The organism is Ralstonia pickettii (assembly GCF_001699815.1).
GTDB classification, from domain to species: Bacteria; Pseudomonadota; Gammaproteobacteria; order Burkholderiales; family Burkholderiaceae; genus Ralstonia; species Ralstonia thomasii.
Genome location: NZ_MCGB01000096.1, coordinates 71523 through 88262 on the forward strand (window position 1 = coordinate 71523; position 16740 = coordinate 88262).

A 16740-nucleotide genomic window follows, 5' to 3' on the forward strand; every position below is an offset into this window, starting at 1 on the left:
TGCTCTTTTCCTCGGGTCCTTTCTCGGTGGCTCAGATTGGCGCTGCCGACGATGCTTCGCCCTGCGCCGCTCCGTGCGTGCGCGTGCGCACGAACACGCCCGCCAGCACCGAGCCGAGCAACGCTGCAACCGCCCCCAGCAGGAACGCGAGGTGATAGCCGCCATTCAGCGCGGTCGTGGCATCGGCCCCTGCCGCCGCCAGACCTTCGGTGCGCCCGGCAGCCAGACTTGCCAGGATGGCCAGGCCCAACGCACCGCCCATCATGAACGACGTGTTGACCACGCCCGACGCCAGGCCGGATTCATCCGGCGCCACATCGCTCATGGCGGCCAGCAGCACCGGGTTGAACGCCACACCGGCGCCCAGGCCGAGCAACAACATGCCCGGCAGCACGTCGAGTACAAAGCTGCCGCCGGCAGGCGCCCGGGCAAACAGCACCAGCCCCACAGCGGCCACCAGCAAACCCACCGACAGCGGCGCGCGAATGCCAAAGCGCATCACCAGCTTGGCCGACAAGCCCAGCGAAAACACCGCCATGATGATGTTGGCCGGCAGGAATGCTAGCCCGACCTGCATGGCGCTGTAGTCGAGCACACGCTGCATGTACAGCGCCGAGATGAAAAACCACGCGAACATCGCCGCCGCCCACAGCACGCCCACCACGTTGGCCGTGGCCACGTTGCGCAGCGCGAACATATGCAGCGGCATCAGAGGATGCGACACGCGCGATTCGATGACCAGGAACGCGATCATCAACGCGATGGCAATGCCCAGTTGCGTCAGCGTTTGCGTGGACGTCCAGCCGGCTTCGTTGCCATGCACGACCGCGTACACCGCCAGCATCAGCGACGCGGTCACGGCAATCGCGCCCGCCACATCCAGTTTCGTGCGATCGGCCAACGACTTGCCCACCGGCAGCAACGCCACGCAGGCGGCATACACCGCCACGCCAATCGGCAGGTTGACCAGGAAGATCCAGTGCCAGCTCAGCGTGCTCGTCAGCAGGCCACCAAGCAATACGCCGATGCTGCCGCCGCCCGCACAGACAAAGCCGTAGATGCCCATTGCCTTGGCGCGATCCGCCGGCGAAGTGAACAGATTCATGATCAGCGACAGCGACACCGCCGACACCACCGCGCCGCCCAGGCCCTGCACGGCGCGCGCGGTAATCAGCAGCCCTTGCGAATTCGCCAGCCCACATGCGGCCGATGCCAGCGTGAACAGCGTAAGCCCCAGCAGGAACAGCTTGCGATGCCCGAACAGATCACCTAATCGCCCGCCGAGCAACAGGCAGCCGCCAAACGTGAGCATGTAGGCGTTGACCACCCATACGAGCGAGGTTTCGGTAAAGCCCAGGTCTGCCTGGATGGACGGCAGCGCAACGTTCACGATCGTCGTATCCAGCACGATCATCAGCACGCCCAGGCAGAGCACGATGAGGGCAAGCCAACGCTTGCGTTCGTCAATGCCATGCGTCATGGAATCACTCCTATGCTTGGCTGCTGCGCCCGGATGTCGCTCAGGATTGCGCAGCCGATTTGAGGTTGGCGAGACCGGCTTCAAAGTCCTCGCCGATCATCGCGTCCATACTGAAAAAACGCCCGTCAGCTTGGCGATGTGCCCAACACAGCAACAATCGCGACGACGATGACGATCGCAATGATCTTCAGCATGAAGAACGCTCCAACAGAGGGGCAGCAGGTGAATAGACGCCTTTGCGCAGGCCATGCAAAGGGTCGCGGCGAGAACAGCCGACCGTCACCCAGGGGGTGGTTTCGTTGATATTGGTAAGGCCCCGGTGACCGCGCAGTCTAGCACCGGGCCACGGCCCTGCGCCAAGGCAGGCCGACTACGAGTTTGCGTAGAACGGCCACCGTGCGGCGGCCGTTTTCACACGCACGCCCATTACATCGGCTTGGGTGCGATCACCATCCACGTGATGCCAAAACGATCGGTCACCATGCCGAACGCGTGGGCGAAAAACGTTTCGGACATCGGCATCGTGACGTGGCCGCCGTCGCCGAGTGCCTTGAAGGTACGCTCGGCAGCGGCGTTGTCGGCCACGCTCACGGACAACCCGAAACCCTTGAAATCCGGTTTGCCGCCGGCCATGCCGTCAGATGCCAGGATCTGGGTTTCGCCCACGCGGAAGGCGGCGTGCATCACCTTGTCGAGCGGGGGCGCCATGCCGCCACATTGCTCGGCAGTGGGCTGCGCGTCCTTGGGCGCATCCTTGTAGTGCATCACCACATCGACCTTGGCGCTGAGCGTCTTCTTGTAGAACTCCAGCGCCTCTTCACAACGACCTTCGAAGAACAGATACGGTTGAACTTGCATCACAACTCCTTGAGGTGGACTTGGGGGACTGCAATACCGCGCGCTGGCTACGTCCTCACGCGGTGGGGGGAAAGCGCTTCTTAGCTTGGTCGATGAACTCAACTGCACGCAGTCTCGGGTACCGGCATGGGAACCGAGGCGTGTTCATGAACCACCAGCCAGCGCCCATCGATCTTGCGAAAGCACACGGTGGCGCGCGTTTGCGCATCGTGCTTTGCACCGTCTCGATACCGCGCACGCAGACGGTTCACGCTGAAGCAATAGGCCAGATCGCCGCTCACCTCGAGGTGCAATTCAACGAACTGGAAATCCGCCTGGCCATCCAGCGCATCGAACCAACCCTGCCAGTTACGGCGATACGCCTCTGCGCCTTTGACAAACAACGGCGGCATGACGTCAAAGACCACCACATCCGGCGCGTAGTGACGCATTACGGCATCGATGTCCTTGGCGCGAACGGCTTCTGCCCACGCCTCAATCAGGCTGCGCAGCTGCGATGCATCACCCGCGGCATCGCTTGCGTTTGTCATATCGACCTCCTGAAAGTGCTTGGCATCCTGCGGGGCAGCGCCTAGTGTTGATTTGTGAACACTGTCCACAAACGATAGCAGACATAATGAACAGTGTCCACATCGCTTTTGCGGAGTTTCATCGCATGACCCAGGAACCACCCCGCCCGCCCGTGCGCGCAACGTATCGCCATGGCGACTTGCGGCGCGCGCTGCTTGACGCAGGCATTGAGCTGGCACGTGCCGGCGGGCCGGAGGCCATCGTGTTGCGCGAGGCCACCCGCCGCGCAGGTGTCGCGCCAAATGCCGCCTATCGTCACTTCGCGGGGCGGCTCGATTTGCTGCAGGCGGTACGCGCAGCGTCACTCGCGGCGCTGGCCCGCGCCATGGAGGCCGAGCTGAATGCCATCGACCCAACCTGGCCGGCAGACGCGCAAGCACGTGCTTCACTGCGCGCCATCGGTGTGGGTTACCTGCGTTTTGCGCAAATGGAGACCGGCTTGTTCCGCACCGCCTTCGCCGTGCCCGATGAGGTGGAAAACGACGCCGACCCAGCCAAGGCAGGCGATAGCGGACTCAACCCGTTTCAGTTGTTGAGCCTCGCGCTGGATCGCATGACCGCCGCAGGCGTCTTGCCCGCCGAGCGCCGCCCCGGGGCCGAATACCTCGCCTGGTCTGCCGTGCATGGGCTGGCGCTGCTCATCATCGACGGGCCCCTGCGCAGCCGCCCGCCGGAGCAAACCGGCGCCATCGCCCTGCGCGTGGTCGAAATGGTGGAGAACGGCCTCTAAAGCGCGCCATGTGCGTGCAGCGTCTGACGACATGCGCAACGCTTCGTTTGCCAGCGCAAGCTTCAATGCAACGATGACAGCCTCGCTGCACCCGCTCACCCGGCCGTGCATGCCCCATCAACCGGAGTGACCCTCCGCGACGAGGATGTCAGCATGACCCAAGCCCATCTCGAAACGACAGCCACCGCCCACACGCGCTACGGCGCGGCGCTGGAAAAAGACCTGTTCGACCGCGTTGCCGCCGTGCATGCGCCGCACCTGCCGCCGGCGCGCACGGAACCGCCGCGCGACGCACAGACGGCGGAAGAACTGGAAGGCGTGATCGACTACGCAGTGTGGAACGCCGCGCACGACCTGTTCATCGTGCAACTGGCGAGCGCGGGATTGGACCGGCTGTTTCGCGACACGCCCGACTTTCAGCTCGCGCTGTCGCGCCAGATCGGCGATGACGGCTTTCACGCAGTGGCCTCGCGCGAGCGCATTCGCGTGCTGTCCGGACATGACCAGATCGAACGCATCACGCGGGATGTGCGCCACCACTGGGATGTCCTTGGCGACTACCCGCTGACAAGCCAGGCCGCGTTTCTGGCGTGGGAATTCCACTACGAGCATCACATCCTCGCGCGGCTGCAGGTCAACCGGCGCACGTCGCGCGTGCTCGATGTAGCCAACCGCGACTTTGCCGAGAACCGCATCATGCCGGACGAGGAGGTGCACCGCATCCTCATCACCGAGTGGTGGCACGACCGGCTCGACGCCGCGTCGGATGGCGAGCGCGAACAGCTCGTAGGCGAAGTGCTGGAAGCCGACGACAGGCTGCAAGTGCTGCTCGGTGATTACCTGCGCGAATCGTGGGCGCTGAACGAACGCGCAGCCGGCATCGACACGCGCAACTACGTACCGCTGTACGACGCATGGCGGCGCGAGATTCTGGGCGTATTGCTGCAACGCCCCGCCGACACCCTGCCCGCCCTCACCAGCCTCGCCAGCTGACTGCGATGTCCAAGAAACCGATCCTGCTCAACGCGTTCAACATGAACTGTGTGGGCCACATCAACCACGGGCTGTGGACCCATCCGCGCGACACGTCGGCCGACTACCGCAAGCTCAGCTATTGGACCGACCTCGCCAAGCTGCTGGAACGCGGCTTGTTCGACGGTCTGTTCATCGCCGATATCGTGGGCGTGTACGACGTCTACCAGCAGTCTGCCGACCTGACGCTGCGCGAGTCGATCCAACTGCCGGTGAATGATCCGTTGATGCTGGTGTCCGCCATGGCTGGCGTGACGGAACATCTCGGCTTTGGCCTGACCGTCAACCTGACCTATGAGGCGCCGTACCTGTTTGCGCGGCGCTTCTCCACGCTCGACCACCTGACCGACGGCCGGGTCGGCTGGAACATCGTCACGGGCTATCTGGACAGCGCTGCGCGCGCCATGGGCCTGCGCGAGCAGATTGCACACGACGAGCGTTACGACCGCGCCGACGAGTTTCTCGATGTGCTCTACCAACTGTGGGAAGGCAGTTGGGAAGACGATGCGGTGCTGCGCGATCGCGCTGCACGCGTGTTTGCACGGCCCGACAAGGTGCACCGCATCCGGCATCACGGCCGCTATTACGACGTGGAGGGCTACCACCTGAGCGAGCCGTCTCCGCAACGCACGCCGGTGCTGTTTCAGGCGGGCTCGTCCGCGCGCGGGCAGACCTTTGCCGGGCAGCATGCGGAGTGCGTGTTCCTGTCGGGCCAGAGCCAATCGGCCACGCGCGATCAGGTGGCGCAGTTCCGTCAGGCTGCCGTGCAGGCCGGGCGCCGGGCGGATGACGTCAAAGTCTTCATGGGCATCACCGTCGTGGTCGACAAGACGGAAAAACTTGCACGCGAAAAACTCGCCGAATACCAACACTATGCCAGCGCGGAAGCCGGTCTTGCGCATTTCTCGGCGGGCTCCGGCGTCGACTATTCGACCTATGCGTTGGACGATCCGCTGCGTGCGGTGAAGACGAATGCGATCGAGTCATCCATCCGCCGCGCCACCGGCGGCGACACGCAGTTCACCGTGCGGCGTCTGCTCGATCAACTCGCGCTGGGGGGCCGCTACGCCACCATCGTCGGCGACCCACAGCAGGTTGCGGACGCTTTGCAGCAGTGGATGGATGTGACCGACATCGACGGCTTCAACCTGGCGCGCACGGTCACGCCGGAAAGCTATGCGGACTTTATCGACCTAGTGGTGCCGGAGCTGCAGAACCGCGGTGTCTACAAGACCGCGTATGCACTGGGCACCTTGCGTCGCAAGCTGTTTGGTACCGACCGTCTGCCGGACGCCCACCCGGGCGCGCAACGGCGGCGGCAACCCGCACAGGAGCTGGTGGGCCACCCCTAAGCGCTGGTCGTGGGCGTCCGCAGCATCTGTTGATCGCGCTTCCACGCACAGCGCGGTGCGATGGACCCATGAGGCGGATTCGCTGTGCGCCGGGATACGGGCATTGATGGCCGAGCCGGTACAGCGCACGGCCGTGCGTATGACACGCCAATGCGGTACAACGCTTGCTGGAAAGCTGTCCGCCGCCACGCCACCATCCTGGTTGGGAAGCACCCCGAAAGCCAGCCCTTGCCCTGCTCTTGGACCGCCATGAAAACGTTCCACTGCAACCGTTGCCAGCAACTCGTCTTCTTTGAAAACGTCTTGTGCGAGCGCTGCAACGCCCTGCTCGGCTACCTGCCTGACGTGGGCGAGATCAGCGCATTTGAACCTGCCGACGAGCCCACTGAGACAGCGGAGACGGGGGAGACGGTGGAGACAGCAAAGGCCACGGACAAGCGCTGGCGCAGCCTTCACCCCGAGGCACAAGCCCAGCGCTACCGCCAATGCCACAACTACGCGGTCGAAAACGTCTGCAACTGGATGATCCCGGCCGATTCGCCCGACACGCTGTGTCGCGCCTGCCAGTTCACCGAAACGATCCCCGACCTGACCGTGCCGGAAAACCGGTTCTATTGGTACAAGATGGAGGTGGCCAAGCGCCGACTGCTCTATACGCTCATGAAGCTGGGCCTGCCACTGGAATCGCGGCAGGAGAACCCCGAGACGGGGTTGAAGTTCGCGTTTCTCGCAAGCAAGGAAGACAGCGCGCCCGTCATGACCGGCCACAACCACGGCCGCATCACGCTCAACATTGCCGAAGCCGACGATGCCGCGCGCGAAAAAGCCCGTACCGAGCTGCGCGAGCCCTATCGCACGCTGCTTGGCCACTTCCGCCACGAATCCGGGCATTACTTCTTCGACCGCCTGATTGCCGGCAAGCCGATGTGGGAAGCCGCGTTCCGCGAGCGCTTTGGCGATGACCGCGCGAGCTATGCCGACGCCCTCAAGACCTATTACGACAATGGCCCGCCGGCGGACTGGGCACAGCACTACATCAGCGCCTACGCCACCATGCACCCATGGGAAGACTGGGCCGAAACCTGGGCGCACTACCTGCACATGGTCGACGCGCTGGACACCGCCGTGTCATACGGCCTGGCATTGCTGCCCGACCATCCACAAGAGCCCGAACTGACCGACCAGACCCCAGTGGAAGAAGCCAGCTTCAACAACCTGATGAGCCGCTGGTTTCCGCTCACCTACGTGCTCAACAGCCTCAATCGCAGCTTGGGTCAGCCCGATGGCTACCCATTCACGCTGGCATCCCCCGTGATCGACAAGCTGCGTTTCGTGCACCGCGTCATCGCTGCCTCCGCCCAGAAACCCGGTTGATCGCACCAATGTTGTGCGGCACAGGCGCCAGTTTGGATCGATGGAATATTTCGGGCGGCCGCGCGGTTTACCATCCGTAAGGTCAATCCCAGCATCCCCCCGGAGAACGCCATGCCAAAACGACTCAGCAGATGGATCAGCCTGACGGCACTCGCCCTTTGCGCGTGTGCCTCGCTCAACCCTGTGCAGACAGCGCAAAAGATGATCGGCCAGCCGGAAAGTGCTGTGCGAGAAACCTTTGGCGCACCCACCGAGACCTATCAGCTTGCGGATGGCACGCACCGCTGGATTTACTCCAAGCAGCCGCTCGGGCACGAGGTGTATGCCGCCGATTTTGACGCCAACGGCAAGCTCACCAACTATCGGCAAATGCTGACGGAAAAGGAAATCTACGAGGCGCGCCCGGGTGTGTGGACCAAACGCGATGTGCTCGAGCGCTTCGGCACACCGAAAGAGCCGACGCAGTACTACCCGCTGATGAAGAGGGAGGCGTGGTCATACCGGATGTACGTCGCCGGGACTCAGCAGGCGCACTTCAACGCCCTGTTTGACGACAACGGCGTGCTCGATCGCACCATGATCGTCGTCGACCCGCTTGGCGGGGACCACCACAGCCGCAAGTAATACAGAGCCCGGCGACGCATTGCACGTCGCCCGGCCCCATGCCTGGCTCAGTGCTTAACCCAGCGCAGAAGCAATAGCCTGCGCGAGCTCGTTGGCTTCGAACTTGGCCACGTAGCCGTTGGCGCCGACGCGGCGCACGTGGTCTTCATTGGCCGAGCCCGACAGCGACGAGTGAATCACCACCGGAATCGACTGGAACGCCGGCTCGGTTTTGATCTTGCGGGTGAGCGTGAATCCGTCCATCTCGGGCATTTCCAGATCGGTCAACACCAGCGCAATCTTGTCGCGCACGGTCTTGCCTTCGCGGGCGGCATCGCGTGCGATGTTCTGCAGCGTATCCCAGGCTTCCTGGCCGCTCTTGGTCATGACGTACGGCGTGCCCATCGCCTCCAGGCCGTTGGCGATCAGCGAGCGCGCGAGGCCCGAGTCATCCGCCACCAGCAGCTTGGCACCCGGCGGCAGCTTGATCGGGCGCTCGTCATTGTCGGGCGCCAGATCGGTGCGGCGGGTCGGGAACACGTCCACCAGAATCTGTTCGACGTCGATCACCTGCGCCAGACGCGAGTTATCAGCGTTGCCGTCCAGGCGCGCCAGGCTGGTGATATTGCTGCTGCCCACGCTCGCCTCGGCCGGGAAGATCTGGCTCCATTCCAGGCGCACGATTTCGTCCACTTCTTCCACCGCAAAGCCTTGGGTGGTACGCGCGTATTCGGTAATCAGCAGGATGTTGGCGTTACCGTTCTTGGTGCCGATCACGCTGGCGAGGTCGATCACGGGAATGATCTGGCCGCGCACATTGACCGCACCCAGGATATGGGCGCCGGCGTCCGCCACATGCGTTACAGGCGGCATGACCATGATCTCGCGCACCTTGAACACGTTAATGCCGAACATCTCGCGCTGATTGGAGCGCGCAGATTCGCCCAGGCGGAACAGCAGCAGCTCAAAGCGGTTGTTGTTCGTCAGATTGGTCCGTTCATCGACTTCGTGCTGCGAATGCTGTGACATCGCGTCTTCCCCCGTTCATGCACACGTTATGTGGCGGTAAACGGCAGGGCGTTAGGCAACTTGAAGGCGTTTTGCGAATGTGAAGGCCGCGCCCTTCCAGCGTGGGGGAAAAGCCGCCTAGGCAATCTTCACATGGGCGACCAGGAAATCCAGAAACGCCCGCACGCGCGCCGGCAGATGCGCGCCCTGGCCAACATAGACGGCGTGGATGTCTTCGGCCTCGCCGGGGTTGTAATCCTCCAGGACGGGAACGAGTCGACCCGCCTCCAGATCGGCGCGCACCTGAAACTCGGCCAGGCGCGCCAAGCCCAGCCCGGCAACCGCCACGGCACGCAGCGCCTCGCCATCGCTGATCTGCGTGTTGCCCTGCGGTATGAACTCGGTACGGCGACCGCGCTTGATAAAGGGCCAGGCATTCATTGCCCGCACATAGCTGAACGCCAGGCAGTTGTGGTTCGTTAAATCAGCCGGCGTGCGTGGCGTCCCGGCGCGCGCCAGATAGGCCGGCGACGCGACCACCATCAAGCGCGTGTGTCCCAGCTTGCGCGCCACCAGACGTGAACTCTTCAGCGGGCCACTGCGCAGCGCAACATCGGTGCGGTCTTCCAGCAGATCGACCACTCGATCCGTGAGCGCAATGTCGAGCGACACCTCCGGATGGCACGCCAGAAACGCCGGCACGATCGGCAGCAGCAAGTGCGTGCCGACTGGCACATTTGAATTGATGCGCAACCGCCCTGCGGGCTGTGCACCGGCGGAAGCCGCGCGCTCCGCCTCGTCCAGATCGGCCAGCACCGTCACGCTGCGTTCATAGAACGCCGTGCCCTCGGGCGTGAGTTGGAAGCGCCGCGTGGATCGGTTTACCAACCGCGCAACGAGGCGAGCCTCCAGCCGTGCCACCAGCTTGCTCACCGCCGACGGCGTCATCCGGCAAGCGCGCGCCGCAGCAGAGAAGCCGCCCTCCTCCACGACCCGAACAAAGACTTCCATCTCGCCAAAGCGATTGACATCGAGCCGCGACATTGTGATTTCAATTCATAGATGTTGTTCTTACAGGCAGTCTATCGCACAGATCCGAGCGTTCTCATACTGGTGGTCATTGCTGATTCGTACTTCAACCCAACTCCAACATGACTGCACAGGACAAAGTTGCGCTCGTCGTGGGCGCGCAGGGCGTGATCGGCCGCAACCTGATCGAGTACCTCGCCACATTGGACGACTGGCGCATCGTGGGCCTGTCGCGTCGCGGTGGAGCATCGACAGAGCGCATCCAGCACATCGCCGTCGACCTGCTCGACGCGGCCGACACGCGCATCAAGCTCGGCGCACTCGACAGCGTCACCCACCTCTTCTACGCCGCCTATCAGGACCGTGCGACCTGGGCTGAGCTGGTGCCGCCCAACCTCACCATGCTGACCAACGTGGTCGACGCCATCGAAGCCGCATCGTCCAACCTCGTGCACATCAGCCTAATGCAGGGCTACAAAGTCTACGGCGGCCACCTCGGGCCGTTCAAAACGCCCGCGCGCGAAACCGATGCGCACTTCATGCCGCCCGAATTCATGTTCGATCAGCAGACCTTGCTGGAAGCGCGCCAGTTGGGCAAGGCATGGACATGGTCGGCAATCCGCCCATCAGTGGTGGGCGGCTTTGCGCTCGGCACCCCGATGAACCTGGCTGTGGCCATTGCCATGTATGCGTCGATCTCGAAAGAACTGGGCCTGCCGCTGCGCTTTCCCGGGAAACCCGGCGCATATGACCATCTGCTGGAAATGACTGACGCCGGCCTGCTCGCCCGCGCCACCGTGTGGGCCGCCTCCGACCCACGCTGCGCCAACCACGCCTTCAACATCAACAACGGCGACCTGTTCCGCTGGAGCGAAATGTGGCCGAAGATCGCGCGGTACTTTGACTTGGAAGTCGCCCCGCCGCTGGCCTTGTCGCTTGACACCGTCATGGCCGACAAGGAGCCTCTATGGCAGAGCATGATCGCCAGGCATGGTTTGGCGAACACGCCCTACCGCGATGTGTCTTCGTGGCGCTTTGCCGATTTCGTCTTCTCGTGGGACTACGACATGTTCGGCGACGGCTCCAAGGCGCGCCGCTTCGGCTTTCACGAATATGTGGAGACGGAAGCGATGTTCATGCGCATCTTCGACGACTTGCGCCAGCGCAGAATCATTCCGGGCTAGAGCATCCGGATGCCTCGGCCAGCGGGATTCACTGGCCGATCCGGCTAGGGGGATGTCCCGACTCGGGTTTCCTCAGGAAGGGCCGATATAGTGAAGGCGGGACGGTAGCTCATGGGTCGAGCGGCGACGGTTTACCGACGCAGGCAGGCAGGTTCAAATCCTGTACGTCCCACCATCTGATGATTTATTGAGAAACAACAAATGTGTGCCGTTAAGCATAAAGTGGCCATCTGGACAGGTTATGCTTGTTTACCCGATGGGCCACATTTTGCTTTATTGCTAAATCGTGTTAACGTGAAAAGTTGCCTGCTGCTCTGCAGAAGCAGGGCGCAAAAAAGCCGGCCACATGGCCGGCTTTCATAGTTCTTGATAGTCGTTCAGTTCGACTCGATTCGTTCCTTGGCGCCCCGCAGCAAGCTGATGACGCCCCTGACGCTGCCAAGAACTTGTTGAGGGACTCGCGCCCTCATCTCCCGAAGATTGATAGCTTTGCCTTCGTCAACAATGTCCACGCAGGCAGCATCAATAGCCTCTCGCGCGTTTTCTAAACTCTGCTCCCCTCGGCGCCGCATATATTGCTGCCAGCGCTCGGCCAGGATGCGGGCCTCCGTGTTGGCGTTCTGGTAGAGCAAGCGCACATCAATATCGAGGCGCCGCGCCGCCTCAGCCACGCTCACCGGAACCGGCAATGTCCTCATCGCCATGAGTTCCACCCGTATCTGGTCCCAATCCAACGTCCGTCGCGGCGCACGCTGCCCGTGGCGCGGAAACAGCATGGCCAGCTGCTGGCATGGGACGGTTGCAGGCGACCAACCAGCCAAGTCACCTGCCAGTAGCTTGTGAAGCGACAGCCCCGCCTGTGAAGCGATGCGCAGATGAGCGGGCAACGCAGGTATGCCGCCATCTTTGAGCCAATGGTGCACCGTTGCCTTGCTCAGACCGATACGCCGAGCAAATGCCGCACTCTTACCGTTGTCCAGGCGGGTGACCAGCTCGCCTACGCTCTCGTGGAGCAGCGCCCTTGTCGGCAAAGACTCCAGCGTTGCCTGAGCTGCCACCATCTCACCAACCTGAGACGCTTTCCAAATTTCCTCAGGAGTAGCTGGGTTGCGATGTTCAACATCACCGAGAAATGCTCCGCAGTGAGCGCACCACCCGGGCACGACGTAGGCAAACTTGTGCCGCGCATCGGTGCGGCCACAGTCGGGACAGATATGAACTAATTGCGTCTGGTGCCTTGGACATGTTGTGACGCAGCCGACTTCCCACGCCAGTCGGAAGTATGGTGATTGGCCTGACTCACGGTCTTCGGTCAAGCATTTCGGGCACCAACGCGCCAACGTTGTTGTGAGGCTTTGCTGGGCAATGACGTCTCTCCATGGCAGCAGCGTCAACCGGTCCAGGTTGCCAACACTTGTCAGCGCCGAGAGCGCCCCCGACCAGTTACTCGCTGCTTCGCCATTGCCGCTCAGGTGGAGGCGCTTCCAATTGTAATTTGCGGACAGCTCCTGCCCAATAGTCCCCGCGACCTTGCGCGACAACTCGGTGACGGAAACCGCGTGAGAGGCCGCCAATCGACACAGGTAGCTCAGCAGGCTCTCGACTTCCGGCGTGCCGATTCCGATAGGCGCCAGCGCATGCAAAGTAGAGCGCGGATTTACAAATTGGGTGGTCATGCGGCACGCCTATCGTAACTTGCCCTTGAACGCTGGAGTTTTGGCATTACTCGAATGAGGCTCGGCCCGATGGCCGCCTCGCCGTCAACAATTTCCTCCAGAATTCGCTTGTGCTGTGCTTCATTGAGCAAAGCTCGCTTCAAGGCTTCGACAGACCAACCGCCACCGGCCTCCGAAAGTCTTGCCGCACGGGCGAGCACGCTGCTCAGCGTTCCCACGCATCCCAGCGTGTTCCCAAGGAGTGCATTGGAGTAGCGCGTCAACTGACCGCCCCATAGGTGCGACAACGCTTTCTCGAAGGACTGGATGCAGGCCTCAAATGCCCGAACATCCTCCGGTCGGTCCTCCCGATAACGCTCGAAATGCAGCACATGAGTGCGTCGCGCCAATTGCCCAGATAGTGAAACGAGTTGGTAGAGGTCATATGAGCCGACCATGACCATCTGGGTGCCACACTGGTTGACGAGGGACTTCAGCGTGTCCAGTTGAATCTCCAACCTGCTATTGCCACGCGTCTGACGAATGATGTGCGCCGCCTCGTCGATGACAACGAATCGAACTTGGCGCTCACGCAGTCCACGCTCAACAGCAGTCCGTAGCGCCGCGAGGCTATTGCCGCTGGCGCCTCGGGGGCGCACGAGCCGTCCCGACTGCGGGTCCACGCCGTATGCCACTTTGGGGGCGTCGAGGTTATCGCCCAGCTGACTCAGGATTCGCTGATAAAAAAGCCGCCAGGAGAAATCGCTCTCGCCAGACGCGGGCGCCTCAACGTAGATTGCTGGAATGACCCCAGCATTCGACTCCATCTGGGTGCTCGCCTGAACGAGCGCATTCTCGACCATAAATTTGGCCAACGTTGTTTTACCTGCACCCGTGGGGCCACACACCAGTAGGATGCTGTCTTGGCTGCCGGGGTATATCAGCGTGTCAAGTTCAGCCATCACGTCGATAACACGTGTGTGTTTGATGCGCTTGCCTGACAAACTGCTGGCGGACGCTTTAACCGGCGACAGCGGAGAAGAGTGTTGTTGTTGCTGCATAGGAAACCTTAAAAGTCCTCGAACTCAGGGGAGTCGTCCCCCGCTGCAGCCTCTTGCAGCGGTGCGGACGGATTTGTTGTTGTCCACGGTTCTGCCGGCACACCGACAGCACTTGATGAGGCCTCGATGAGGCTGAATCGATGCGGAAGCGTTGCCGGCGTAACGCTCGACAGTTGCAGAAAGTTGTATAGCGATTTGTTTTCGGCCTGGCGGTCGAACTCAACAGCCATGGCGCCCTCAGGCGTAAAAATTTGCATGAATTCGCGAAGCCGCTGAGCAGCACGTTCGTCCGTCGCGCTTGCATGTGTCCGGCGGCGAAACTCTTCCGACAACGCCTTCTGCTCCGCTTCGGTCAGTTGCCCGAGGCCATGCAGGTTCCGGCAAACAGCTTGATGCCATTGGTCTTTCACACGAACGTAGACCGAAGAAGCATCCCATGGGTCATAACGGACAGACAGGTGCTTGCCCGCGACATTGGAGGACCGGAACACGTCATTCCAGTAAAGCCGGTCGTCCACCTTGACACCGCGTTGTCGATGGACCTTCCGGGCACCGCCGCGGTCAACCGGTGGGCAGGTCGCAATTAGGAAAGCTTGGTTGAAGAGAATCTGCCGCTGCGGACGCACGCCGCTCTCGCGCAAGCCCCGTTGGAACGCATCCCTCGGGGATTCGTCGAGCGCCGGATGGCGCTCCTGGTCGTAGTACTCGGTGGCCCAGTATTGAATGCCGCGATAGAGCCTTTCGAGCGTCCATTCGGCGAGCTTCTTTGGCAGATGTGAGCCGGAAACTTCGCGCACGTTCTTCGTCGCCTTGGTGTTGCCAGCCAAATTGTGGATGTATTCGGTGTGCAAGCGCCCGAACATACGTTCAAGGACAGCACCGTGGCGCGGCCGCCCTGCTGGCCGAAAACGCAAATGGACGCCCATTACCTCTAGGAATGACTGGAACGCGGCTGACATGAAATCACGGCCGTTGTCGACAACAATGAATTCAGGCAATCGATGGAATCGCTGGACCATGTCCCGGATGGCCATCATGACTGACACATAAGATGGCGAATCGAAGGTCAGATAAAGCGCAAGAATGCGCCGCGACCAAGCGTCCACGACTAGTGTCAGCCACGGACGCCCGAGCGGCTTTCCCGACCGACTCGAAATGAGTTCAATGTCCAGTTGAGTATGGTCGATGTGGACGTATTGGAACGGCCGACTGCCGTGAACAGGTGTGTCGTAATAGAGTACATCTACGAACGTATCCTGCTTGTAAGCCATGCGTTTTCCATGCCGAACCCGGACATCGTGATTGGTTTCCAATGCCTTGATGTGCTTTATCAAAGTCGGGTAGGAAATCGGCTCTACCGCCTCCTCTTTGCAAGCGACCAGAAGAAATCTGTGGCACGCCTTGTAATTGATGGCTTTGTTGGTCCGCCACTGTTCATCGATGACCCGAGCCAGTACGGCCAATTGTGGTTCGCTCAGTCGCACCGTGCGATTGCCACGCGCTTTGGTGCGAGGAATCAACGCTACGCCTTTGCTACTGCCATTTGCCTCGGCGACGCATTGGCGAGCCGCCCACCGTCTCCGCGTGCGGGGAGAACCAGCGCCGTCGGCTGAGCATGAGTCAAGCAACGCCTGCCGTCGCAGCGCCTCTTCGAAGTCCTCCTGCGAGTAACGGCTCAACTCCTGGCTGGCTGCGTGGCTACCGTGGAGTACGGTGATGTGCTTGTCTTCATGCGCGCCCAGTAGCCATGCGCGACGCAGCGTAATGCTCGCTCCATCTTGCGTGTTGCAGACCACACTTTCTTCGCCGACCACAACTACCGTCAGCTCCTGCCCCTCGAACAGAAATGCGGTGCCCACTTTGATGTCGAGCGCGAATTGAGCCAGCCCGGGCGGGCCGGCTGTGGCAGCCTCTGCAATCATGAAGTCGCGCAGGACCTCATCCCGATATAGACGAAATAACCGTTTCTCCGTCAGCGATTCGCGGTCGAGGTCCGTGGCAACTAAATTGTCGGCGATAGCCTTGTTGAGCATATCCGCGTTCAATTCGTAGGGCGCAGCAAGCAACTCAGAGAACGACAGGTGGCCGTGCACCTGTAAGGCTTCGCGCAGCACTGCCACCGCAGCAGCCGAGCACGGTTCAGTTGTGGGGCAAAAATAATCTGCTAGATACAGCAGATTTTCCACGCGCCGGCGCGGAATAAACGCATCGCTGAAGATGCGGTAACGAATACCGAGTTCCGCGAGCTGCTCTTCGATTTGGGGCGAGCGCCATAGACCGTCGCTCGTCTTGGCGTAGCGATATGGGTATCGCTCCGCGAGTCGAGTGAGCGTGGCTTCCGACTTCCATTCTTCCAGTGTGAAACCATCGTGGCGGATAGTCAGGAAGTCCGGAATGTGTCGATGAGAATGGATTTCCCCAGTCGCCTTATCGACAAATTCGAATTGCCGTTCGCAAGGTTGCGAATAGAACTCGAGCACACCGTCGTCGTACTCCATTCCGACTGCCGCAGCAAATTCGATGTGGCGGCTTTCTGTGGCGATTTCGCACCCCATTTTGCGGCTGGCCAGGATGGTGATGACATTGCCTCCCTTGGACGTCACGTCACGTACCGGGGCTTGGACTCTTGCATCCAAAATGAGCTTGCGACCAGCTGTCGGAGTGCCTAGTCGGTCGAAAAATTGGGTAATTTGGGTCTTGTCCAGCATGACGGTGTAAACAGCATTTCCTGATGAAGCCGTGTAGTCACGCCGAACTGGCATAATCGACAAATCGGTCACATACGGCCGATTTTTCCTTGCAAG

At 61.5% G+C, this 16740-nt stretch carries 14 protein-coding genes; 6 read left to right on the top strand and 8 right to left on the bottom strand.

Going from position 1 to position 16740, the window contains the following annotated elements:
* Positions 1–31: 31 nt before the first annotated feature.
* The 3 genes from BEK68_RS20500 to BEK68_RS20510 all read right to left on the bottom strand — a co-directional run bounded on the left by BEK68_RS20500 (position 32) and on the right by BEK68_RS20510 (position 2868).
* The gene (locus BEK68_RS20500; protein WP_024541829.1) at positions 32–1480 is read right to left on the bottom strand and encodes a DHA2 family efflux MFS transporter permease subunit; all 1449 of its coding nucleotides are present in this window, start codon (positions 1478–1480) and stop codon (positions 32–34) included.
* A gap of 426 nt (positions 1481–1906) precedes the next feature.
* Positions 1907–2338, bottom strand: a complete 432-nt coding sequence (locus BEK68_RS20505; RefSeq protein ID WP_024541828.1) for a VOC family protein — start codon at positions 2336–2338, stop codon at positions 1907–1909.
* Positions 2339–2436: 98 nt separating this feature from the next.
* Positions 2437–2868: a YybH family protein gene (locus tag BEK68_RS20510; protein WP_024541827.1), complete on the bottom strand. Its 432-nt coding sequence runs from the start codon at positions 2866–2868 to the stop codon at positions 2437–2439.
* A 125-nt stretch (positions 2869–2993) separates the two neighbouring features.
* Between BEK68_RS20510 and BEK68_RS20515 the strand changes: the two genes are divergently transcribed.
* The 5 genes from BEK68_RS20515 to BEK68_RS20535 all read left to right on the top strand — a co-directional run bounded on the left by BEK68_RS20515 (position 2994) and on the right by BEK68_RS20535 (position 8020).
* Complete coding sequence (locus tag BEK68_RS20515) at positions 2994–3638, top strand: TetR/AcrR family transcriptional regulator (protein WP_024541826.1); 645 nt, start codon at positions 2994–2996, stop codon at positions 3636–3638.
* Between the two features lie 153 nt (positions 3639–3791).
* Positions 3792–4631: a hypothetical protein gene (locus tag BEK68_RS20520; RefSeq protein WP_024541825.1), complete on the top strand. Its 840-nt coding sequence runs from the start codon at positions 3792–3794 to the stop codon at positions 4629–4631.
* Between the two features lie 5 nt (positions 4632–4636).
* Positions 4637–6022, top strand: a complete 1386-nt coding sequence (locus BEK68_RS20525; protein WP_024541824.1) for an LLM class flavin-dependent oxidoreductase — start codon at positions 4637–4639, stop codon at positions 6020–6022.
* 249 nt (positions 6023–6271) lie between these two features.
* Positions 6272–7396: a zinc-binding metallopeptidase family protein gene (locus tag BEK68_RS20530; RefSeq protein ID WP_024541823.1), complete on the top strand. Its 1125-nt coding sequence runs from the start codon at positions 6272–6274 to the stop codon at positions 7394–7396.
* 111 nt (positions 7397–7507) lie between these two features.
* Positions 7508–8020: a hypothetical protein gene (locus BEK68_RS20535; RefSeq protein ID WP_004635056.1), complete on the top strand. Its 513-nt coding sequence runs from the start codon at positions 7508–7510 to the stop codon at positions 8018–8020.
* A 54-nt stretch (positions 8021–8074) separates the two neighbouring features.
* Here the strand turns inward: BEK68_RS20535 and BEK68_RS20540 are convergent, their stop codons facing one another.
* The gene (locus BEK68_RS20540) at positions 8075–9028 is read right to left on the bottom strand and encodes a chemotaxis protein (protein ID WP_004635059.1); all 954 of its coding nucleotides are present in this window, start codon (positions 9026–9028) and stop codon (positions 8075–8077) included.
* A 117-nt stretch (positions 9029–9145) separates the two neighbouring features.
* Positions 9146–10051, bottom strand: a complete 906-nt coding sequence (locus BEK68_RS20545) for a LysR family transcriptional regulator (protein ID WP_024541822.1) — start codon at positions 10049–10051, stop codon at positions 9146–9148.
* 107 nt (positions 10052–10158) lie between these two features.
* Here BEK68_RS20545 and BEK68_RS20550 point away from each other — a divergent pair, with 107 nt between their 5' ends.
* Positions 10159–11220: an SDR family oxidoreductase gene (locus tag BEK68_RS20550; RefSeq protein ID WP_024541821.1), complete on the top strand. Its 1062-nt coding sequence runs from the start codon at positions 10159–10161 to the stop codon at positions 11218–11220.
* A gap of 377 nt (positions 11221–11597) precedes the next feature.
* On the opposite strand, the gene BEK68_RS20560 is transcribed toward BEK68_RS20550, so the two are convergent.
* From BEK68_RS20560 to BEK68_RS20570, 3 genes are read right to left on the bottom strand one after another with little or no spacing between them, the layout of a single operon-like run.
* A complete protein-coding gene (locus BEK68_RS20560; protein ID WP_024541820.1) occupies positions 11598–12896 on the bottom strand; it encodes a TniQ family protein in 1299 nt (432 codons plus the stop codon).
* On the bottom strand, positions 12893–13936 hold the full coding sequence (locus tag BEK68_RS20565; protein ID WP_029768891.1) for an AAA family ATPase: 1044 nt from the start codon (positions 13934–13936) through the stop codon (positions 12893–12895). Before BEK68_RS20565 ends, BEK68_RS20560 begins: the two co-directional genes overlap by 4 nt.
* A gap of 8 nt (positions 13937–13944) precedes the next feature.
* Positions 13945–16716: a DDE-type integrase/transposase/recombinase gene (locus BEK68_RS20570; RefSeq protein ID WP_249262949.1), complete on the bottom strand. Its 2772-nt coding sequence runs from the start codon at positions 16714–16716 to the stop codon at positions 13945–13947.
* Positions 16717–16740: the final 24 nt, after the last annotated feature.